The sequence below is a fragment of the Amycolatopsis sp. NPDC000009 genome (assembly GCF_055563465.1).
On the sequence record NZ_JBVHDI010000008.1, the window covers coordinates 33,926 to 55,140 of the forward strand.

21 protein-coding genes are annotated in these 21,215 nt (G+C 70.2%); 8 read left to right on the forward strand and 13 right to left on the reverse strand.

Annotated features, from left to right (window positions below):
* Positions 1 to 16 precede the first annotated feature (16 nt).
* Both ACZ3HL_RS22170 and ACZ3HL_RS22175 read right to left on the reverse strand, forming a co-directional pair.
* Entirely contained in the window at positions 17 to 400 is a 384-nt protein-coding gene (locus ACZ3HL_RS22170) for a VOC family protein (RefSeq protein WP_465533242.1), read from the reverse strand.
* The gene (locus tag ACZ3HL_RS22175) at positions 397 to 1,179 is read right to left on the reverse strand and encodes an arsenate reductase/protein-tyrosine-phosphatase family protein (protein ID WP_465533244.1); all 783 of its coding nucleotides are present in this window, start codon (positions 1,177 to 1,179) and stop codon (positions 397 to 399) included. Before ACZ3HL_RS22175 ends, ACZ3HL_RS22170 begins: the two co-directional genes overlap by 4 nt.
* Before the next feature lie 54 nt (positions 1,180 to 1,233).
* Here ACZ3HL_RS22175 and ACZ3HL_RS22180 point away from each other — a divergent pair, with 54 nt between their 5' ends.
* Positions 1,234 to 1,458, forward strand: coding sequence for a hypothetical protein (locus tag ACZ3HL_RS22180; RefSeq protein ID WP_465533246.1), 225 nt, complete (start codon positions 1,234 to 1,236; stop codon positions 1,456 to 1,458).
* A gap of 56 nt (positions 1,459 to 1,514) precedes the next feature.
* Here ACZ3HL_RS22180 and ACZ3HL_RS22185 read toward each other — a convergent pair whose 3' ends face one another.
* On the reverse strand, positions 1,515 to 1,838 hold the full coding sequence (locus ACZ3HL_RS22185; RefSeq protein WP_465533248.1) for a DUF6223 family protein: 324 nt from the start codon (positions 1,836 to 1,838) through the stop codon (positions 1,515 to 1,517).
* A gap of 193 nt (positions 1,839 to 2,031) precedes the next feature.
* Between ACZ3HL_RS22185 and ACZ3HL_RS22190 the strand changes: the two genes are divergently transcribed.
* A complete protein-coding gene (locus tag ACZ3HL_RS22190) occupies positions 2,032 to 3,138 on the forward strand; it encodes a sensor histidine kinase (protein ID WP_465533250.1) in 1,107 nt (368 codons plus the stop codon).
* Positions 3,135 to 3,806: a response regulator gene (locus tag ACZ3HL_RS22195; RefSeq protein ID WP_465533252.1), complete on the forward strand. Its 672-nt coding sequence runs from the start codon at positions 3,135 to 3,137 to the stop codon at positions 3,804 to 3,806. Before ACZ3HL_RS22190 ends, ACZ3HL_RS22195 begins: the two co-directional genes overlap by 4 nt.
* A gap of 5 nt (positions 3,807 to 3,811) precedes the next feature.
* On the opposite strand, the gene ACZ3HL_RS22200 is transcribed toward ACZ3HL_RS22195, so the two are convergent.
* The gene (locus tag ACZ3HL_RS22200) at positions 3,812 to 4,174 is read right to left on the reverse strand and encodes a DUF5313 family protein (protein WP_465533254.1); all 363 of its coding nucleotides are present in this window, start codon (positions 4,172 to 4,174) and stop codon (positions 3,812 to 3,814) included.
* 121 nt (positions 4,175 to 4,295) lie between these two features.
* Between ACZ3HL_RS22200 and ACZ3HL_RS22205 the strand changes: the two genes are divergently transcribed.
* Positions 4,296 to 4,550, forward strand: a complete 255-nt coding sequence (locus ACZ3HL_RS22205) for a Prokaryotic metallothionein (RefSeq protein WP_465412757.1) — start codon at positions 4,296 to 4,298, stop codon at positions 4,548 to 4,550.
* A gap of 52 nt (positions 4,551 to 4,602) precedes the next feature.
* Here ACZ3HL_RS22205 and ACZ3HL_RS22210 read toward each other — a convergent pair whose 3' ends face one another.
* From ACZ3HL_RS22210 to ACZ3HL_RS22245, 8 genes are all read right to left on the reverse strand, one after another.
* Positions 4,603 to 5,706, reverse strand: a complete 1,104-nt coding sequence (locus tag ACZ3HL_RS22210) for an Rv2629 family ribosome hibernation factor (protein WP_465533256.1) — start codon at positions 5,704 to 5,706, stop codon at positions 4,603 to 4,605.
* A gap of 357 nt (positions 5,707 to 6,063) precedes the next feature.
* Positions 6,064 to 9,375: a serine hydrolase gene (locus ACZ3HL_RS22215; protein WP_465533258.1), complete on the reverse strand. Its 3,312-nt coding sequence runs from the start codon at positions 9,373 to 9,375 to the stop codon at positions 6,064 to 6,066.
* On the reverse strand, positions 9,372 to 10,355 hold the full coding sequence (locus tag ACZ3HL_RS22220) for an ABC transporter ATP-binding protein (protein WP_465533260.1): 984 nt from the start codon (positions 10,353 to 10,355) through the stop codon (positions 9,372 to 9,374). The genes ACZ3HL_RS22215 and ACZ3HL_RS22220 overlap by 4 nt, the downstream gene beginning before the upstream one ends.
* Positions 10,352 to 12,253, reverse strand: coding sequence for a dipeptide/oligopeptide/nickel ABC transporter permease/ATP-binding protein (locus tag ACZ3HL_RS22225; RefSeq protein ID WP_465533262.1), 1,902 nt, complete (start codon positions 12,251 to 12,253; stop codon positions 10,352 to 10,354). Before ACZ3HL_RS22225 ends, ACZ3HL_RS22220 begins: the two co-directional genes overlap by 4 nt.
* 1 nt (position 12,254) lies before the next feature.
* A complete protein-coding gene (locus tag ACZ3HL_RS22230) occupies positions 12,255 to 13,235 on the reverse strand; it encodes an ABC transporter permease (RefSeq protein WP_465412752.1) in 981 nt (326 codons plus the stop codon).
* Positions 13,235 to 14,833, reverse strand: coding sequence for an ABC transporter substrate-binding protein (locus tag ACZ3HL_RS22235; RefSeq protein WP_465533264.1), 1,599 nt, complete (start codon positions 14,831 to 14,833; stop codon positions 13,235 to 13,237). The genes ACZ3HL_RS22230 and ACZ3HL_RS22235 overlap by 1 nt, the downstream gene beginning before the upstream one ends.
* A 9-nt stretch (positions 14,834 to 14,842) precedes the next feature.
* Entirely contained in the window at positions 14,843 to 15,745 is a 903-nt protein-coding gene (locus tag ACZ3HL_RS22240) for a serine hydrolase (protein WP_465533266.1), read from the reverse strand.
* Positions 15,742 to 17,133: a serine hydrolase domain-containing protein gene (locus ACZ3HL_RS22245; RefSeq protein WP_465412749.1), complete on the reverse strand. Its 1,392-nt coding sequence runs from the start codon at positions 17,131 to 17,133 to the stop codon at positions 15,742 to 15,744. The genes ACZ3HL_RS22240 and ACZ3HL_RS22245 overlap by 4 nt, the downstream gene beginning before the upstream one ends.
* A 573-nt stretch (positions 17,134 to 17,706) precedes the next feature.
* Between ACZ3HL_RS22245 and ACZ3HL_RS22250 the strand changes: the two genes are divergently transcribed.
* The 4 genes from ACZ3HL_RS22250 to catC are packed head-to-tail and all read left to right on the forward strand — an operon-like array spanning position 17,707 to position 20,887.
* The gene (locus ACZ3HL_RS22250; protein WP_465533268.1) at positions 17,707 to 18,600 is read left to right on the forward strand and encodes a LysR substrate-binding domain-containing protein; all 894 of its coding nucleotides are present in this window, start codon (positions 17,707 to 17,709) and stop codon (positions 18,598 to 18,600) included.
* A complete protein-coding gene (locus tag ACZ3HL_RS22255; RefSeq protein ID WP_465533270.1) occupies positions 18,600 to 19,703 on the forward strand; it encodes a mandelate racemase/muconate lactonizing enzyme family protein in 1,104 nt (367 codons plus the stop codon). The genes ACZ3HL_RS22250 and ACZ3HL_RS22255 overlap by 1 nt, the downstream gene beginning before the upstream one ends.
* Before the next feature lie 26 nt (positions 19,704 to 19,729).
* Positions 19,730 to 20,581 carry a catechol 1,2-dioxygenase gene (catA, locus tag ACZ3HL_RS22260; RefSeq protein ID WP_465412746.1) on the forward strand — a complete coding sequence of 284 codons (852 nt, stop codon included), beginning with the start codon at positions 19,730 to 19,732 and terminating at the stop codon, positions 20,579 to 20,581.
* 24 nt (positions 20,582 to 20,605) lie between these two features.
* Positions 20,606 to 20,887 (forward strand): muconolactone Delta-isomerase, encoded by a 282-nt coding sequence (gene catC, locus ACZ3HL_RS22265; protein WP_465533272.1) that lies wholly within the window; start codon positions 20,606 to 20,608, stop codon positions 20,885 to 20,887.
* Between the two features lie 3 nt (positions 20,888 to 20,890).
* On the opposite strand, the gene ACZ3HL_RS22270 is transcribed toward catC, so the two are convergent.
* On the reverse strand, positions 20,891 to 21,196 hold the full coding sequence (locus tag ACZ3HL_RS22270; protein WP_465533274.1) for a hypothetical protein: 306 nt from the start codon (positions 21,194 to 21,196) through the stop codon (positions 20,891 to 20,893).
* Between the last annotated feature and the right edge of the window lie 19 nt (positions 21,197 to 21,215).

A 21,215-nucleotide genomic window follows, 5' to 3' on the forward strand; every position in this document is an offset into this window, starting at 1 on the left:
TGCTCGTCGCGCGGGGTCACCGGGACGCGGGCTGGAACAGTTCGACCGGGTTGCCTGCCGGGTCGTCGAACACGATCTGACGGCCGCCCGGCCCGGTCACGACGTCACTGCGGAACCCGACGCCCGCCGCACGCAGCCTGGCGACTTCGGCGTCGATGTCGCCGACGACGAGGTGGATGCGGTTCCACCCGCCCGGCGCCGGTTTCGTGCCGTCCGGCATCGGACGGCCAGCCGAACTCGCCGGACCGCTGAGCAGCAACCGGAGATTCCCGCGCACCACGTCCGCGAACGCGGGCAGCACACTCGAGCGCACCGTGAAATCCAGGTGCCCGGTGTAGAACTCGACGGCCGCCTCGACGTCGTCGACCAGGTAACGCACACTCACCAGGTCCGAAGTCATGTCCTCTTCACCTCGTCGTTCGGGTTCTTCACACCGAGCCGGGCGGTCAGGAACCCGATCCGGCGGTCCAGTTCGGCGGCGAGACGACGGAACGCCGCATAGGTCTCGCCCGCGTCGTCGATTTCCTTCGCCGGGTCCGGCAGGCTCCAGTGGACGACGCGCGGATGTCCGGGGAACTCCGGGCAGACCTCGCGGACCCGGTCGCAAAGGCTGATCACCCAATGGAAACGCCTGTTCCGGAGACCGTCCACAGGGGACGGATCGTGGTCGAGCACGATGCCCAGCTCGGCCATGACGCGCACGGCGTCCGGATGCAGCGGTTTCGGCCTGCTGCCCGCGCTTGCCACCTCGACCAGCGGACCGGCCCGGTGCCGCAGCAGCGCCTCGGCCATCGGGGACCGTCCGCTGTTGCCGGTGCACACGAACAACACCTTGATCCGGGAACCGGTGGCTTTCGCGCCCGCCGGGTTCGGCACGAGAGCGGGATGCAGTGAACTCCCCGCCTCGGCGAGCGCGTCCGCGCACCGCCCCAGGTCCAGGTGGTAGTAGGTGTCCCGACCGTCGAAACTGCTTCTCCGCGCCCTGACCAGCTCCGCCGCTCGCAGCTTGCGCAGGTGGTAGGACACCAGGTTCTGCGGCTGCCCGACCAGTTCCACCAGCTCGCGCACCCGGCGGTCGCCGTGGGACAACTCGCGCAGCAGCCGCCAGCGCAGCGGATCGCTCGCCAGCCGCACGAACGGCGGCGGCATCTCGACGGTCTCCACCCGCCGAAGGTACATCAATGCAGGTTGATATATCTAGACCTCGGCGCCCGGGACCGTTATCGTCGTGCGGTGACCGCAGACCCGCCACACCTGCCGCCCAGCGACGAAAACCTCGGGAAACTGATCGACGCGCTGACCGAGCGCTTTCCCGCCGGTCGCGAGGAGGTCGAAGCGATCGCCCACCGGAACTTCACCGAACTCAGCTCCCACGCCCCGGTGGACGCGTACCTCCTCCAACTGACCGAAGGCAAGACCGCGGACGAACTTCGCGCCCGCTACCCGGCGCATCACTGAGCTTCCCGCTTGCCCAGTCCGTAGCCGGAAAGCAGTGTCCCTTGTGGACGGTCGACTCAGACGGCGCGGCGGGCGCGTGACAGGGCGAGCCAGCCGAGGATCGCGGCGAGCGACCCGATCACCAGTGCGATGAACCCGCCCACGATTCCGTAGCCGGTGCCGGGACCACCCTGGGCGGCGGCCACGACGTAACCACCGCCCGCCATGCCCAGCAGCCCCGCCGTCAACGCCACGACGGCACCGCGCCGGGCGGTGCGCGCGAGGGCAAGGCCTCCGGCGATCACCCCGATCACCCCCGCCAGCGCGGCCACCAGGGACCAGAGACGCCCTGAGGTCAGGTAGGCGGCGGCGAGCGGTTCGGACAGCAGATGGACCGACATGGGGCATTCCTTCGTTCGATGGCCGAATATCCCTTGATGGTGTCCGCCGGGACCGCCGAGGACGTCCGGTGAACGCAGGCAATCCGGGCTGCCGCCGACGCGGTAGGAACGCGGGGACTACTGCGTGCGCGGTAGTCCCGGGATCGTCCACGCGAAGGAGTCGCCGGCGCGGGCGGCTGGCTAGGGTGCACGCATGAGCAGAGTCTGGGACTGGGCGATCGCCGTGGGGGTGACGACGATCCTGCTGGTCACGGAGCTGTCCAGGGCGGACTCCACCACCGGCTTCGGCCCGCTGGGCCACGTGCTGCTGGTCGCCGGTGGCCTGGTGCTCGTCGTCCACCGCCGGGCGCCGATCACGGTGCTGGCCGTGACCGGGGTCTGCGCCTTGGGATACCAGGCCCTCGGCTTCGATGTCCCTGTCGTCGCCTACCTGGTCGCGGTCTACGCGGCCGTCCGGGCCGGTCACCGGATCGTCGCCGTCGTGGGATCGCTGCTCATGATCGCCGCGCTCCCGCTCGTGCTCCTGGCCACCGCCAACGCCGTCACCGTGAGCGATGCGCTCGCACAGAGCCGGGACGCGCTTCAGCTGGCCTGGCTGATCGCCGCCGGCGCGGCGGGCGAAGCGCTGCGACAGGCCGAACGCCGGGCCGACGAGGCCGAGCGCACCCGCGAGGAGACCGCGCGGCGGCGGGCCGACGAGGAGCGCCTGCACATCGCGCGGGAGCTCCACGATTCGCTCACCCACCAGATCTCCGTCATCAAGGTGCAGGCGGAAGTCGCCGTCCACCTGGCGACCAAACGGGGTGAACCGGTGCCGGAATCCTTGCTGGCGATCCGCGAAGCCGGTCGTGAGGCGACCCGGGAACTGCGGGCGACCCTGGAGGCCTTGCGTGACGACGGAACGAACCCGCCGCACGGGCTCGACCGGATACCCGATCTGGTGGAACGCGCGAAGGCGACCGGCCTGGACGCGACGCTCGTCGTCGAAGGGCGGCGGCAGGACCTGCCCGTGGCGGTGGACCGCACCGCGTACCGGATCGTCCAGGAATCGCTGACCAACATCGCCCGGCACGCCGCGGCCACGACCGCGTCCGTCCGGATCGACCACCGCCCCGGTGCGCTCACCATCCGGGTCGACGACGACGGCGGGGCCACGCCGGACACCGAACCGGTTCCCGGCGTCGGCCTGCTGGGGATGCGTGAACGGGTCACCGCCCTGGGCGGCAGTCTCCACGCCGGACCCCGAAACCCGGGCGGATTCTCCGTCCAGGCCGAACTGCCCGTGGAGCGAACGTCATGATCCGTGTCCTGCTCGTCGACGATCAGCCGCTTCTCCGCAGCGGCTTCCGCGCGCTGCTCGACGTCGAGGACGACATCGAGGTCGTCGCCGAAGCCTCCGACGGGAGCGACGGCGTGGCGCTCGCCAGAAAGCATCTGCCCGACATCGCGCTGATCGACATCCAGATGCCCGTGGTCGACGGTATCGAGGCGACCCGGCGCATCGCCGCCGATCCGGCCCTGGCCGGCGTGCACGTCGTCATCCTGACCAACTACGGCTTGGACGAGTACGTCTTCGACGCGCTGCGCGCGGGCGCGGCGGGATTCCTGGTCAAGGACATCGAACCCGAAGACTTCCTGCACGCCGTCCGCGTCGCCGCGCGGGGTGACGCCCTGCTCGCGCCGTCGATCACCCGCAAGCTGATCGACCGGTACGTCACCCTGCCGCCCGGCACCGGCACGAGCGGCGGACTGAAGGAACTGACCAACCGCGAACGCGAAGCCGTCGCCCTGGTCGCCCGGGGCCTGTCCAACGACGAGATCGCCGACCGCATGGTGATCAGCCCGCTGACCGCGAAGACCCACGTCAACCGCGCCATGACCAAACTCCACGCCCGCGACCGCGCGCAGCTCGTCGTGCTCGCCTACGAATCGGGCCTGGTCGTCCCGGGTGACCCGGCTCAGGGCTAGGGCCCTCAGGGCCAGCTGCCCGCGCCTCCCCGGGCGGACCGCACCGCTTTGCCGGTGCCGCGAGGGAAACCGTGTTTGCCGAGCCGGACCTCGGCCAGTTCGTCGGCGCTGGTCATCGTGAAGAACAGAGCGAGGAACAGGCTCAGCATGAGCGCGCCCAGCACCGGCGCCACCGGCAAGGGCGTCAGCGTCACCAGGAGCACGAACGCGGCCACGAGCCACGGCAGCGCCTCGAAACAGATACGGAGAGCGAAGCGCAGCAGCCACGTGCGCGACGTCGCGTCGTGCAGCACCCACTCCCGGTATCGCTCGGGCAACCGCCGCCCATAGACGTACTGCACCCAGCGGATCGGGCCTGGTCGCTCCATGCGAATCACCACCCGTTGATTACCCCTTTTCACCCCGTTTCATGTATGCGGCCGGGATTGCCAGGGCACCGGGCCGGGTAGCCCACCGATACGGCTGACCCGAATCCGAGGAGGATGCCCGATGACCGCCTGTGAAGTCTGCGGAAACGAGTACGAGAAGACGTTCGAGATCCACACCGTCGACGGTGCGAGGCACACCTTCGACTCCTTCGAATGCGCGATCCACCAGCTCGCGCCGATCTGCGACCACTGCGGATGCCGCGTGGTCGGGCACGGGATCCAGGTGGAGGACCGGTTCTTCTGCTGCGCCCACTGCGCACGGGAAAGCGCGGTCGCCGGCGGCGAGAAGGCGCGCGACGCCGTCGCCACGTCCTGAGCAGCGCACCATATGGGCTCGTCAGGGGGCGACGGCACCGCCGCGCGCTGAATCAGATCGGGAACCTCAGGACGGCGCCGACGCCCTCGGCCAGGCCCTCACCGCTGACGGGGACGAGTTCCGCGCCTTCGGCCAGCACGGCGGCCGGAAGCGCTTCGTCCGCGCGACACCGGGTGAGAGCTTCAGCGGCGGTCCCCGAAACGTCGAGGTCCTCCTTCGTGGTCGCGACCTGTGTCGGGTCGCTCGCGACCCAGACGAGCCGATCGGCCAGTGACTCACCGTCGATCACCAGCGTCTCGACGGCGGCCGACCGCAGGGCCGCCGTAGTTCGCTCGAGCCCGTCCACCGCCAGGCCACCGTCGCGACCCTGTTCGGCGCGGAAGCGGTCGATGACGTCCTGGCGACGGCGTTCCGCGTGCTCTGCCAGCACGCGCCGGACCTCGGCTTCGAGCGCCTCCGGCGCGCTCCCAGCCGCCCGGCCGCCTTCTTCGAGTTCGACCACCTTCTCCGTTCCTCGCGGCGGGAGTTCGGCCCGCACCAGCGCCCGCGCCTGCACCTCGCCCGCGAGCACGAGCACCTCGGCGCCGATGGAGCCGGCGAGCCTGACCGCCTCCCGCGCGACCTCCGCGGCGTTGCGTTCGGCGACGGCCTCCACGCGATGCTGGATGTTCCAGTAGGCCGAGCCGCCGCCGCGCACCTTGTGCACGGGGTGGTCCTCGCCCTCGACGGTCCGCTCTTCCGCACCGTCCTGGCCGACCGCGTAGAGATCGGCGCCCGTCTTGTCGACGACCACCACCACATGCGGCACGACAGCCGGTGCGAGCCGCAGAAGCGGAAGCAGATACGGCTGCGGCGCGACCCGGGCGACCTCACGCAGCGGCGGCTCCACGAGCTCCTCGTCGAGCACGACCTCACCTCCCGCCGCGACCAGGGCACGCCCGGCCCTGCCCGCCGAGGGCGGCGCGGCGGCCACCGCCGCGTCGAGCGCGGTGAGCGTCCGCTCTTCGGCACCCTCGCCGGCCAGCAGTTCGCGGATCGAACGCCAGCGCAGGTCCAGTCGGGCGGCGGCGTCCTCGGTGTCGTGCGAGTTGTCGAAGTAGACCGACGCGAACGGCCCTTCGCGCACGGTGACCTGGCGAAGCGTTGAAGTGTGCACGGTATCTCCTGTCTCGTCGGTTCCGCTTTCGATCTTCGGGTACCCGAGAGAAGGCCGGTGAATCATGGCCGCGGAGTCCGGCGGGAAGTCCACAAGGCTGACCGGTCAGGTTCCCGGCACAGTCGCTGGAGGGCAGAACTGCGGTTCGGCTTACTCAACGGGTGAAGGTCGTGAGTGAGAAAGAGGGTTCTAACCCTCCTGAACACTCACGACCCCTCCGCAAAACGCCCAAATCGGGCACTGTCGCCAAAGAACTGTCCCCAGTGGACAGTCGGCCGCGGAGTGCTGTCGGAGTTCCGTGAAGGCCTCCTTGAGGGACCCTGGGTCCCTCAAGGAGGCCTTCACGGACAGCTGAAGCTAGGCCGTCTTCGGCGTCGCGCGCACGCCGTAGTGCATGTACTGCTCACCGGTCGGCAGCGTGTAGAAGGTGACCGGCATCCACGTCCGCGTCCCTGGCTCACGGCAGACGAACAGCGAATCGGTCACCGGGACCAGATCGAACTCCTGCGTCTTCTCCGCCAGGAGTTCGGCTAGCGGCCCGGTGGCGGTCTGCCGCAACCGCAATCCTTCCCCGTCGGCCAGTACGTCCATCCGCGCACCCGCCCGTTCGTAGATGCCCACGTGCCGCGATCCGTCGACGGTGACCGGGGTCGACGGCGGTTCGAGCGGCCGGGGCATCGCCACGTCGGCGAGTTCGGCGACGATCTCCCGGTACAGCTCCACATAAAGGTCCCGGGTGTTGCCACCGTTGGTGAGCAGGGTGATCGCGAGCCCCTGATCGGGCAGGAGCCGGAGGAACGCCGACTGGCCGATCGTGTTGCCGTCGTGGCCGATGACGCGCTGCCCGCCCCAGTTGTCGCGGATCCAGCCGAGCCCCCAGGAGTCGCCGAGCGAGTGCTTGTCGGGGATCTCGGTCTGCTTCGCGGCCATCGCGGTGGCGGAGTCTGTCGTCAGGATCCGTTCCCCCGCCGGGGTCAGCCCGCCGGTGAGGTGCAGCCGTGCGAAGCCGAGCACGTCCTTCGCCGTGGCGGTGATCAGCCCGGCGGGCCCCATGCTCCGGGGCAGTCCCCAGACCGGTGCGGGCGCCGGGTCCTCGTCTCCATTGGCGACATGACCGACGGCCGCCCGGAAGAGCAAGGCCTCCTCGGGCAGGGTCACGGTGTGGGTGAGACCGAGCGGGGCGAACAGTTTCTCCCGCATCGCCGCGTCCCACGTCTGCCCGGTGAGCTTCTCGATCACCCGGCCCATGACCACGAAACCCGAGTTGCAGTAGGAGAACGTCTCGCCGAGAGGATGGTTCTGCGCGGCCTGGTCGAGGACTTCGACGTAGCGTTCGAGACAGTCGTCGCCGCGGCCGGTGTCGGTGAAGACGTCGCCGTCGATACCGCTGGTGTGCGTCAGCAGGTGCCGCATGGTGACCTTCCCGGCCACGCCCGGATCGGCCAGCCGCAGTTCCGGCAGGACGTCCGCGATCGGCGCGTCCAGTTCGAGGAGCCCTTCGTCGACCAGCCGCATCACGACGGTCGCGGTCCACACCTTGGAGATCGAACCGATCTGGAACACCGAGTCCTCGGTGACCTCGACCCCGGTCTTCGTGTTCAGCACGCCGTAGGAAGCGAGTACCTCGGCGTCTTCCCCGACCCGGGCGATGCCGAGAGCCGCGCCGGGAACGCGGTGCTTGCGGGCCAGTTCGGCCAGCCGTCGCCGCCAGTGCGCGGCCTCGATCGGCACCCGTGACGGTCCGTCGGCAGGCGCCGTGTACTGCTCGACCCACTCGAGAACGCGCCGGTTGAAGTCGAGCCGGTGCGACGGCGGACCGTCGAGGATGAACAGATGCGAGGCGTCCGGGTACAGCACCAGCCGGGACGGGACGCCCCGTGCGCGCAGGGCGCCGAACCACTGTTCGGCCTGCCCGACCGGGCACCGGTCGTCCTTCGCGCCCTGGATGACGAGCGTGGGCGTTTGCACCCGCTCGACCTGGGCGAACGGCGAGAACCGCTCGTTGGCCCTGTCCCACGCCGGACCGCCGAGTTCGCCGACGGCGAGGTAGTGCCCGGCGTCGGACGTGCCGCCCATGCTGGTCAGGTCGCTGACCACGCCACCGGCGACAGCGGCGGCGAACCGGCTGTCGCGGCTGGTGAGGTAGCAGGTCATGAAACCGCCGTAGCTGTAGCCCGCCACCGCGAGCCGGTCCGCGTCGGCGATCCCTTCGGCGACAAGGTGATCCAACGGCTCCAGGAAGTCCGCCGCGTCCGCGACGCCCCATCCGCCGACGGCGGCGATGTAGAAGTCCTCGCCGTAGCCGTCGCTGCCCCGCGGGTTGATCAGCAGCACCGCCCAGCCCCGCGCGACGAGCGCCTGGTGATAGAGATGGATCGAGTCGGCCGCGCCGTTCCAGGCGTTGTGCGGTCCGCCGTGGATGTCGAGCAGCAGCGGCGCGGCACCGGATCGCGCCGGGTCCCGCAGCAGCCAGCCGTGGACGACGGTGCCGTCGCCGATGGTGAATTCTCGTTCCTCATGGCGGAAGAGCTCGACCTCGGCCACGGAGGCGCCGTGCTTGGTGCGCACGTCGACGGCGCCGGTGGCCCGGTCGACGACGGTGACCTCGCCGAACGAATCGCCGGTGGCCAGGACGACCACGACCCGCCCGGCCGCGATGTCCATTCCGGACACCACGCGATCCGCGCCCGCCAGTACCGCGCGCGGGCTCCCACCGTCCACTTCGTACAGATGAGTGCAGCCGCGATCCCGGACGCCGAACAACACGGCGCCGTCCTCCGTCGGCTGCGGAAGGGCCCCCGGGTAGCCGGGGCCACCGGCCATCACGTTGCGGTCCAGGGACGCGGTCAGCTCGACCGGGTCCCCGCCGTCGAGCAGGACACGCCACAACCCGAGATGACCGACCTCGGTGTCGGCCCGGCCGACCACCAGCAACGCGGCGCCATCGGCGGTCCAGCCGACCGTGCCCGCCATGCCTTCGCCCGAGCCGACCAGCCGCGGCTCGGCGGTCTTCGCGGTCACGTCGAGGACGTAGGCACCGGAACGGAAGGTCAGGTCGGCGTCGCCGTCCTGACCGGACGAGAAGGCGAGGTGCGTCCCGTCGGGCGACCAGGCCGGGTCACTGGCGTGCCAATCGCCGAAGGTGACCTGCCGGACTTCGCGCGTGGCGACGTCGAGGACGTGCAGATGCTTGCGGACGGTCTTGATCAGCCCGGCGCCGTCGGCCTTGAAGTCCAGCCGGTCGGCCACCACCGGCGCGTTCGGCGCGGCTTCCCCGCCTGCCAGGTCGACCGCGGCCGAGAAGGCGATCTTGCCGCCGTCCGGGCTCCAGACCGGCGCGCCCGCCCCGAGCGGGAGTTCGGTGACCTGCTCGGCCTCCCCGCCCGACGACGGCAGGAACCACACCTGCGGCGGCCCGTCCTGGGCGCGGAGGAACGCGACCCGCGTGCCGTCCGGCGCCCATTTCGGGGCCATGTCGGCGGTTCCGCGGGTGAGCCGCCGGGCTTCGCCGGTGGTCGCGCCGACCTCCCAGAGCGTGTGCACGTTCCGGTCTTCGTCACGGTCCGCGGTGCGCAGGACGTAGACGATCCGCTCACCGTCCGGGGACAGCGAGGGCTGGCTGGGGACGGCGATGTCGTACAGGTCGTCGAGACCGAGACGTCGGGTCATGATGCGCTTGCTCCTCTGGAGGTCGTGAGCTCGTTTTCGCTGAAGTGGCAGGCCGCCGAGTGCCGCCGGGGCGCCGCGTCGGATACGGGATCCACCTGAAGGCAGAGTTCGCGATCGGCGCGCACGAGCGGGCCGATCGGGCAGCGTGGGTGGTAGCGGCACCCACTGGGCGGATGGTGCGGGTCGGCGGGTTCGGCGTCGGCGAGCACGTCGTCCGGCCCGGTGCCGAGCAGCGGGGTGGTCGCCGACGGCGCCGCGGCGAGCAGGTCACGCGTGTACGGATGCCGTGGATCGGTGAGGACCTGTTCGGCCGGGCCGATCTCGACGATCCGGCCGAGGTACATCACGGCGACGATGTCGCTGAGGTAGCGGATCACCGCGAGGTTGTGCGAGATGAACAGCATCGACAGGCCGAGCCGCCGTTGCACGGAGCGGACGAGGTTGAGCACCGCGCCCTGCACCGAGACGTCGAGCGCGGAGGTGATCTCGTCCGCGATCAGCACTTCGGGCCGTCCGGCCAGCGCGCGGGCGAGCGCCACCCGTTGCCGTTGGCCACCGGAGAGCCGCCCAGGCAGGTGGCCGGCGCGTTCGGGATCGAGATTGACCAGTTCCAGCAGGCGGGCGACCTCGTCGCGGCGTGCCGCGCGTCCGGGGAGGACGCCGCGCGGGATCGCCTCGGTGATCGATTCGCCGATGCTCATCCGGGGGTCCAAAGAGGAATACGGGTCCTGGAACACCATCTGCAGCGGCGGACGGCGGGGCAGCTCGCGGACGTCCACGCCACCCAGCAGGACCCGTCCGGAGCTGATCGGCGAGAGCCCGACGGCGGCGCGGGCCAGCGTCGACTTCCCCGATCCTGATTCACCGACCAGCCCGACGACCTGTCCGGAAGGGACGGTCAGCTCCGCTCCGTCGACGGCGGTGAGCCCGCGCCTGCCGCCGTAGCGCACGCTCACCGCGTCGAAGACGAGATCGCTCACTCCGCACCTCCGGCGGTCACGGTTTCCTTGACAGGCGGGGAAAGCGGCGCCGGATACCAGCAAGCGACGCGATGCCCGGGTTCCACGCGCTCCAGCGCGGGGTCTTCGAGACGGCACCGATCGGTCACCGCCGGGCACCGGTCGGCGAAAGCGCAGCCGGTGGGCACCCGATCGGGTTCCGGCGGACGGCCGGGGATCACCGCGAGCGGCGCGTCGCGATCGGTCTCCAGATCGAGTGTCGCGGCCAGCAAGGCCCGCGTGTACGGATGCCGCGGTGTCCCGGCGGTCGGCAGATCCTCCACCACCCGGCCCGCGTACATGACCAGCATCCGTTCGCACGTCTGAGAAACGACCGCGATGTCGTGACTGATCAGGATGATCGCGGTGTCCCGTTCGGCCCTGGTCCGCGCCAGCAGGCGCAGCAGCTGCCGCTGCACGGTGACGTCCAGCGCGGTGGTCGGCTCGTCGGCGATGATGAGCTTCGGGTCGCCCATCAGGCCCATGCCGATCATCGCACGCTGCCGCATCCCGCCGGAGAACTCGTGTGGATACTGCCGTGCCCGCCGTTCGGCGGCGGGGATCCGCACCGCGCGAAACCGGTCCACGGCCCGCGCGAAGGCATTGGCCCGCGGGAGTCCCTGATGTTGCTCGGCGACTTCGGCCAGTTGGCGGCCGATCCGCCTGGTGGGGTTGAACGAGGTCATCGGGTCCTGGAACACCATCGCCAGCGAAGTGCCGAGCAGACCGCGCGACTCCCGTTCCGGGGTCGTCAGCAACGGTTTCCCGGCGAATTCGAGCTTGTCCGCGGTGACCACGGCCGGCGCTTCGACCAGCCGCGACACCGCCAGCCCGGTCAGGCTCTTGCCCGAGCCCGACTCGCCGACGACACCGATCGCCTCACCGGCACGGACGGTGAAACCCACTCCGCGCACCGGAACGGTCCAGCCCGCCGGGTTCGGGAACGCGACCTGGAGGTTCTCCACGACCAGGACGGCGTCGTCCGGGGTCTCCGCGGCGTCGTCCCTGGCCGGAGCGACCGGCCGCGGCGCGAGTTTCCGCAGCCCCGTGCGCACACCGATCACCCCGGCGACGGTCTCCCCCACCAGGTTGAAGGCGAGCCCCGCGAGGACTACCGCGACACCGGGCGCCAGCGCGGCCGCCGGGTTGACGTAGATGCCGTTGAGTCCTTCGCCGAGAATCCGCCCCCAGTCGTATTCCGGGGCCTGCACGCCGATGCCGAGGAAGGACAACCCGGCGAAGGCGAGCAGTGCCCCGCCGGCGCCGATGGTCGCGTTGACCACCAGCGGTTCGCCGATGTTGGGCAGGATGTGCCGGAACAACAGCCGGATCCGGCCGACGCCGGAGATCCTGGCCGCCGCGACGAAATCCCGTCCGGCCACCGAAGCGGCCATCGTCTGTGCCAGCCGCGCGAACGCCGGGGCCAGCGCGAACCCGACCGCCAGCACCGCGCCCTGCGTTCCGACGCCGAAGATGACGGAGAAGAACAACACCAGCAGCAATCCTGGGAAGGCGACCGCGATGTTGACCGCCGCGATCACCAGCCGGGCGAGCGGACGAGGCAGCACGGAGGGCAGCGTGCCGAGCACGAGCCCGGTCACCACCCCGAGCGCGGTGGCGAGCAGCGCCAGCACGATCGACAGCCTGGTCGCCACCAGCACGCGGTAGAGGATGTCGCGGCCGAGGTCGTCGGTGCCGAGCCAGTGCGCGGCCGACGGTCCTTGGGCGATCGCGTTCGTGTCGATCTCGAAAGCCTTGTCCTGCCACAGGATCGGCGCCAGCACCGCGAGCACGATCACCAATGCCAGGAGGGCGGCCGAGGACGCGCCCAGCGGGGTGCGCAGCGCCCCGAGCCATTTCGCCCCGCGCGGATTCGCCATCTCAGTTCTCCCGGATCGTCGAACGCGGATCGAGGACGGCCAGCAGCACGTCCACCGTCAGGTTCACCAGCAGGACACCGATGCCGTAGACGAGCACGATTCCCTGGACCTGCGGATAGTCCTTCTGCAGGATCGACTGCGTGATGGTGGACCCGAGCCCCGGCCAGGCGAACACGTTCTCCACCAGCACCGTCCCGGCGACCATCCCGGTCAGCATCAGCCCGCCCATGGTCAGGGTCGCGGTCAGCGCGTTCGGCAGCGCGTGCCGAAGGTAGACCAGCCTCGCGGGCAGGCGTTTCGCCCGTGCCGTGCGGATGAAATCGTTGCCCAGTACGGAAAGCGTCTCCACGCGGACGATGCGGGAGAGGACCGACGCCGGACCGAGCGCCAGCGCGATCACCGGGAGCACGAGCGCGCCCGGCGCTTCGCTGCCCGCCACCGGGAACCAGCCGAGGCGGACCGCGAAGAACGCCACCAGGGCCACCGCGACCAGGAACTCCGGGATCGCGGCCAGGAGGACCGTCGTCGAGGTGAACGCCAGCTCCCCGCCGCGACGGCGGCCGCCCCTGGTCAGCACGGCGAACAGCAGGCCGAGCGGGATCGCGATCGCGATGACCACCGCGAAGGCGGGCAACGCCAGCTCCAGGGTCGCGGGGAGCCGGTCGCCGATGACGTCCGCGACCGGCACCCCGGTGGTCATCGACGTTCCCCAGTCGCCGGAGAAGAGACCGGCGAGATAGTCGGCATACTGCTTCCACAGCGGGTCGTCGAGGCCGAGCGCGGCCCGCCGGGCGTTCACCAGCTCGGCGGGCGCGGTCAGCCCGAGCGCCGCGCGGACGGGGTCGCCGGGGATCAGCTGGATCATCAGGAACGCCGTGGTGACCAGCACCCACAGCGAGACCGCGAACCGGCCGAGCCGGCGGATCCCGAACGACAGCCAAGGACTGCTTCCCGGACCCGCCGTCGCGACGGCGCTCGTCATCAGGAGTACATCCGGATCGACGACGGCAGGATCTGACCCTGGTTCATCTCGAACCGCGCACCGTTCGCGAAGGTCGGGACGGTCGAGTTCACGAACGGCACCACGTCGAGCCGTTCGAACAGCGCGGATTCGGCGGCCAGCCAGTCACCGCAACCGGATTCGCCCGCCTGCGCCGACGCCTTGCCCGTGAGCTCGGTGTACCGGGGGTTGTCGATATGCCCGAAATTCGTGCCCTCCAGCGGTTTCGCGCCGGAGACGAACGGGACGGCCTGGCTGGGCAGGACCAAGCTCAGCGGCGCCAGCGACACCTCCCACTCACCGGTGCCGAACAGCACCTGGCTGGTACCGGGACCGTCGACGGCCTTGATCGTGGCGTCCACCCCGATGTTCTTCCACGACTGCAGGATCAGCTCCGCGGCCGAGACCATCGTCGGCCCGACCTGGGTGCCGTAGACGACGGTGAGCGCGAGCCGTTTCCCGTTCTTGGCCCGCACTCCGTCCGCGCCGGGCGTCCACCCCGCGGCGTCGAGCCCGGCCTTCGCGGCGGCGACGTCGAAGGCGGGCAGCTTGCCGTTGACCGAATCGCCCGGGCACGCCAGGGGTTCTCCGGTGACGAGTCCCTTGGCGGGCTGCCCGGTGCCGGTGGTGAGCACCTTGCCGATCTGGCCGAGATCGAGCGCCTGGGTCAGCGCCCGGCGCACCGCCTCGTCCTGACCGGGCCTGCCGGGCGCCTGGTTGAAGAAGATCTCGCCCATCGGCACGACGATGTCGGCGTGGAACAACTTCTGCGACCGCAGCCGCTGCTGGTCCTGTCCGGTCACCTGCGCCGCGCTGAGTTCCCCGGACAGCAGCAGGTTCGCCGTCGTCGTCATGTTCGGCACGACCCGGAAGACCACTTTTTCGGGCAGTCCCGGCTGTTCGCTCTTCCAGTCCCCGGGGCCCCAGGTGTAGTCCTTGCGCCGGGTGAGGGTGTAGTGGTCGTTCGGCACGATCTCGGTCATGGTGAACATGCCGGTGCCGTGCTCGCCCTTCGCGACGGACGCCCGGTCCGCCAGTCCCTTGGCGCAGACGATCGGCACCCCCGCCACGTTGCGCAGCAGGAACGAATCCGGTGCTCCGCTGGTGACCGTGACGGTCCTGGCGGCGTCGTCGGCGACCGCTTTCGTACCCACCTTGACACTGACGCCGGTCAGCGGGGACTTGGTCGCCGGATCACCGACGTGGTTGATGTTCGCGGCCACGTCCCGCACGGTCAGCGGCGACCCGTCCGCACATTTCACCCCGTCGCGCAGGGTGAAGTTCGCCGTGGTCGTCGTGGCGTCCCACTTCTCCGCCAGCCCCGCGACCGGTTTGCCCGCCGAGTCGAGGTGGATCAGGCCGTCGTAGAGGAACCGCCCGATCTGCCTGGCGATCGACAGCACGGTGACGGCCGGGTCGAGCGTCCCCGGATCGGTCGCCAGGCCCATCGTGAAGGTCTTGCCGTCGGTCAGTTTCTGATTCGCGGTCCGGTCCTGTCCGGATTGCGACGTCCCCCCGCACGCGCTCACGGTCAAGGCCACCACGCCCGCCATGGCGGCGGTGAGCCGAGCTGTCTTCATGCGGTTCTCCTACGATTCGACGGAAAGTGCGCGAAGGTGGTCCACGGCAAGGCGCGCCGCCGTGCCGATCGAGGCGTCGACCGCGGGCAAACGGTCGGCGAGGGATTCGGCGCGGGTGAACACCGCGACGGCGTACCGGCGACCGTCCACATCGGACACGACACCCGCTTCGTTGCGAACGGCGGGAAGCGTCCCGGTCTTGGCCGCGATCGCCACCCCCGCGGGGAAACCGGACGACATCCGGTGCGGCCAGATCTGCTGCGCCATGGTCTTCCGCACGCGTTCGCAGGCGGCCGGGTCGCCCGCGCGGTCGGTCCAGATCGCGTCCAGCAGCGCGGTGATCTCCCGCGGCGTCGACGACGTCGTGCGCTCCGGATCGAGCACCGAGAGCTTCCACAGCTGTTCCGGCGTGGCGGCGGCGAAGACGGCTTCCAGGTCGTCGTCCGGTTTCGCGCCGAGATCGGCGATCACCGAGGCGAAGAGGTCCTCACAGCAGCCGATCAACCGCGTCCTCGCGAGCCCGAGATCGGCGAGCACCCGGTCGACGGCCTCCTGCCCGACGCGGTGGTAGACGACGTCGGTCGCGGCGTTGTCGCTCATCGTCAGCATGAAATGCGCCAGGTCGCGCCAGCTCATCTCGACGTCGTCCGCACAGCCCGCGGTACCGATCCCGCCGATCCGGTACCGGGCGGTGACCCGGGTCCGCTCGGTCTCGTCCAGCCGTCCGGCCACCACTTCCCCGGCGTAGGCGAGGGCGACCGGGATCTTGAACACCGACGCGAGCACGACCGGATCGTCCGCGCCCACCGCGACTTCGGGGCCGTCGGAGACGCCGACCTCCCGCGCGTGCACGAATCCGCGTGCCCCGGCGGCCGCGAAGACCGCCTCGATCTCGTCGGCGATCCGGGTCACCGGCTCACCCGCCGGTCGGCGCGCCCGGTGTGGAGGTACAGCGCCCGGCCGTTCCCGTCGTCGCCGACGAACGCGTGCGGCATGTGCAGACCGGGCTGCGCCTGGTAGGCCGCGACGAGCGTGTCACCCTTGTACGCCAGCAACTCCGTCTTCTCGGCTTCGCCGCCTGTGTCGGCCATGACCCCCTTCGGCACCCGCTCGATCCACAGCTTGCCGTCGTCGTCCTGGGTGACGACGGTGTCGGCCACCCGCGACGAGTACTCACCGACGTACCGGGACGGGTCGGCCGGGGCCGCCGCGGCGTTCGGCTCCGGCAGGGCGGGAAACTCGACGTCGGCGAGGTCGCCCAGCACCTTGCGGAAGATGTCCGCGTACAGGTGGAGCGTCTGGCCTCCGTTGGTCAGGAGGGCGACCGCGACGTTGCGGCCCGGGACCACCCGCAGGAACGCCGACTGGCCGATGGTGCCGCCGTCGTGACCGATCACCGGGCCGCCCGGCCAGTCGAAGAGCATCCAGCCCAGACCCCACGCCCCGCCCAGCAGGCCGAGGTCGGGCAGCTCGACCTGGCGTTCCCACATCGATCGCACGGTTTCCGGCCGGAGCACCTGGGTGCCGTCGTCCGCCCTGCCCTCGGACAGGTGCATCCGCGCGAAGGTGAGCAGATCGCGCGGGCGCATCGAGAGCATCGATCCGGCGGGGGCGTTCGACCGGGTCAGTGCCCAGATCCCGGCCGGGCGCGGGTCGCCGTCCGGCTCCGGCGCGAGGTGCCCGATCGCGGCGCGGTACCGGATCGCGTCGTACGGCCCGGCGGCCGCGTGCGTCAGGCCCAGCGGGGCGAACAGATGGTCACGCAGGCAGTCGTCGTAGGACTTGCCCCGCAGCACCTCGACGACGCGGCCGAGCACGCAGTATGCGGCGTTGTTGTAGGAGAACATCTCCCCCGGCGGGAACAGCTGGGGCACGTCCGACAGCGTCGCGACCAGCTTTTCCACGCAGTCGTCGCCCACACCGGTGTCGGTGAAGATGTCGCCTTCGAAACCGGACGTGTGGCAGGTCAGCTGCCGGACGGTGATCCGCGAGGCCGCGTCGTCGTCGGCGAGGACGAACTCCGGCAGGTAGCTCCGCACCGGCTTGTCGAGATCGAGGAGGCCCTCGTCGACGAGCTGCATCGCCAGCGTCGTCGTCCACACCTTGGTGATCGAGCCGATCTGGAACACCGAATCCACTGTGGACTCGACACCGGTGTCCTTGTTCAGCACGCCCGCCGCGTGCTCGATCACCTCGCCGCCGGCGAGGACCGCGACGGCCGCACCGGGAACCCGGTGTTCGGCCAGCAGGGCGGAAAGGTTCTCGTCCAACCAGGCGTCGATTTCGGAAAGTTTCGCCATGTTCCACCTCGTGTCCGGGAAGCGTCGGCCGCAGTTCCCGGGATGCTATGCCGGGGACCGGCGCCACCGATTCGTGCGGAACGACGAGAGCGACGGGAAAGTTCATCCGGGCTGACGAATCAATCGCTTCCGCCCTCCTGGAGTCTGAGCCGCTCGCTCCTCGCTGCGGTACATGAAGGACCCCTTCCTTGCGCCTAGGTACGAGAAGGGGTCCTTCACGTACTCGACAAAGGGTGAAACTTGCGGGCAGCGTGTGGGGATCATCGAGTCCGTGAAGGCCTCCTTGAGGGACCCAGAGTCCCTCGAGGAGGCCTTCACGGACCGGGTTGCGACCAGCCCGCGGCCGGAAGCCACGTAGGTACCTGCGACATCCTTGGCCGCATCAGGCGCCGCGGTGCCGCGAAAGTGGCTTTCGCGACGCGTCCCCGGCAGCACGGCAAGCTCGCCTGCCCGCGCTAGGGTGCGATTGATAAATACGGTTTATCAATAGACCGGAACCAAGTCTTTGTCTTCGATGATTCCGCTTCGTACCGTGGACGGATCGGCGGCAGAGGCAACGGAGGGAGGCGTCTCATGGAACTTCGTCACCTGCGCTACTTCGTCACCGTCGCCGAGACCTGTCACTTCGGCCGGGCGGCCGAGCGGCTCCACGTCGCGCAGCCGGCGCTCTCGCACACCATCCGCCAGCTGGAGGAGGAACTCGGCGTCGTCCTGCTGGCCAGGACGACCCGCCAGGTCCGCGTGACACCGGCGGGTGAGTTCTTCCTGGCCGAAGCCCGGCGAGTGCTGGCGGGGCTGGACGTGGGAGTCCGCGGGGTCCGCCGGATCGGCGAGGGGAAACGAGGCCTGCTCCGGGTCGGCTTCACCGGCACCGCGGCCTTCTCCCATCTGCCGCTGCTGGCCAGGGCGCTCGCCCAGCGGGTGCCGGACGTGGAGCTGGAGATCCGCGCCGATCTCCTGACCGCCGAGCAGTGCGAGCGCCTGCGCGCGGGGACGCTGGGCATCGGGGTGCTCCGCCCGCCGGTCACCGGGGACGACATCGGATTCCGGGTGATCGAGAGCGAGCCGCTGGTCCTCGCCGTCCCCGCCGACCACCGGCTGGCCGCCGAACCCGCCGTCGCGATGACGGATCTGCGGACCGAACCGCTCGTGACCTACGACCGGCGCAACTCCGTCGTGTACGACGCCGTCGCCCGCAGCTGCCGGGAGGCGGGGCTCACGCCCCATCAGCTGCACGAGGCATCCGGGACCGCGGTCCTGCTGGCGCTGGTCGCCGGCGGCCTGGGGGTCGGCGTGGTGCCCGCCTCGGCGAGGGCGCTGCCCCTGGCCGGTGTCGTGTTCCGCGACCTCACCGGAGCGGCGACCGTGGAGCTGGCGCTGGCGTGGCACCGCGAGACCCCGTCCCCGCTCGTCACGACCGTCCTCGACGCGCTCGAGGACGTCTTCCCCACCACAGAGGGCACCTGATGAAGATCACGCGAGTCGAGGCGATCCCGTTCGCCATCCCGTACCGGAAACCGCTGAAGTTCGCGTCCGGCGAGGTGCACGTCGCCGAGCACGTCCTCGTACGGGTGCACGCCGACAACGGTGTCGTCGGCGTGGCCGAGGCGCCCCCGCGGCCGTTCACCTACGGCGAGACGCAGGCGGGGATCATCGCGGTGATCGACTCCCTGTTCGCCCCGCAGGTGGCCGGCCTCAGCCTGCTCGACCGCGAAACGGTGCACACCAGGCTCGCCCGCACGGTCGGCAACCCGACCGCGAAATCCGCGATCGACATGGCCATCTGGGACGCGCTCGGGCGCAGTCTCGACGTGTCGGTCACCGAACTGCTCGGCGGCTACACCGACCGTATGCGCGTGTCCCACATGCTCGGTTTCGACGAGCCGTCGGCGATGGTCGCCGAGGCCGAGCGGATGCGCGACACCCACGGCATCACCACCTTCAAGGTCAAGGTCGGCCGTCGCCCGGCGTCGCTCGACACCGCCGTCGTGCGCGCGCTGCGGGAGCATTTCGGCGACGCCGTCGATCTCTACGTCGACGGGAACCGCGGCTGGACCGCCGCCGAATCGGCGCGGGCGATGCGGGAGATGGCCGACCTGGGCCTGCTCTTCGCCGAGGAACTGTGCCCCGCCGACGACGTCCTCGGCAGGCGCTGGCTCGTGCGGCAGCTCGACGTGCCGTTCATCGCCGACGAATCCGCGGTGACCCCGGCCGACGTCACCCGCGAGATCCTCGGCGGCTCCGCCACCGCGATCAGCATCAAGACCGCCCGCACCGGCTTCACGCGTTCGCAGCGCACCCATCACCTCGCCGAAGGACTCGGCCTGGAAGTCGTGATGGGCAACCAGATCGACGGCCAGCTCGGCTCGCTGTGCACGGTCGCATTCGGCTCGGCCTACGAACTGACGTCCCGCCGTCCCGGCGAGCTCTCGAACTTCCTCGACATGAGCGACGACCTGCTCACCGAGCCGTTGCGGGTCGTCGACGGCGAACTCACCGTCCGCCCCGGTGCCGGTCTCGGCGCCGAAATCGATCCCGGGAAGCTCCGGCGCTACCGCCAGGACCACTGACGCCCACCACGAATCAAGGAGGATTCATGACCGCCATCCACGAGTCGGCCACCGCGGCCGCGTCCGGCGCCAACGCGACCGAACGGTTCAAGAGCGACAAGTTCGCCGGCGTCGCCGGAACACCCAAGGAGCGGGTCAGCCTGCTGGCCCGCGAGGTGCTGGAAGCCGTGCACGACACGATCCGGAAGCACAAGGTCACCTACGACGAGTACAACGCGCTCAAGTCGTGGCTGATCGGCGTCGGCGAGGACGGGGAGTGGCCGCTGTTCCTCGACGTCTGGGTGGAGCACGTCGTGGAGGAGGTCGCCACCGAGCACCGCGAGGGCAACAAGGGCACCATCGAGGGGCCGTACTACGTGCCCGGCGCGCCCGAGCAGGGAGCCCGCGGTCCGGTCCCGATGCGGGAGGACGAGCCCGGCACACCGCTCGTCTGGACCGGCCGGGTCACCTCCACCGACGGCACGGCGCTGAGCGGCGCGAAGGTCGAGCTGTGGCACGCCGACGCGGACGGCTTCTACTCCCAGTTCGCCCCGGGCATCCCGGAGTGGAACCTGCGCGCGAGCTTCACCGCCGACGCCGATGGCCGCTTCGAGATCCACACCGTGCGCCCGGCGCCGTACCAGATCCCGACCGACGGCTCCTGCGGCAAGCTCATCGCCGCGGCGGGCTGGCACGCGTGGCGTCCGGCGCATCTGCACGTCAAGGTCTCGGCCCCGGGCCACGAGCTGCTCACCGCCCAGCTGTACTTCCCCGGCGACGAGCACAACGAAGACGACATCGCTTCGGCGGTCAAACCGGAACTGGTGCTCGACCCGCATCCCTCGGGTGATGGCGAGACCGTCGAGTACGGCTTCGTCCTCGACCCCGAACGTCCCTGACCGGTATCCACTTCGGAGTGATCGATGCTCTATCACGTGCGCATGGACGTCCGCCTGCCGACGGATCTCGATCCGGCGGAACGGACCGACCTCATCACCCGCGAAAAGGCGTACAGCCAAAAGCTTCAGCGCGAAGGCAAGTGGCCGCATCTCTGGCGGATCGCGGGCGAGTACGCGAACTTCTCGATCCTCGACGTCGCGGACCACGACGAGCTGCACACCCTGCTGTCCGGTCTGCCGTTGTTCCCGTACATGGCCATCGCGGTCACGCCGCTGGCGGCGCACCCGTCCAAGGTCGGTCTCTGAGGATCAGTCCTTTCTCTTCGCGAAGAGAGGTCCCTTCGAAACGATCATCCCGATGCCGAAGCCCAGCACCGTGATCCCGAACATGAAAAGGATGAAGCCGCCGATCTTCGCCTCGGCCTCGGTGTCCGGGCTGCGCGACGAATTCGACGAACGGGAGATCACGCCGTCCGGATCGGCGATCGCGTCGACCCCTGTGTAGAACAAGGCGATCGACGCGAGGATCAGGAAGATGCCGCCGGCGATGCGCTTGCCGGTCCGGCCCGGTGGAGCGGTGCCCTGGCTGTCCTCAGTGGAGTTGGGCTCAGACATGGGCCGCAACATATCAGCC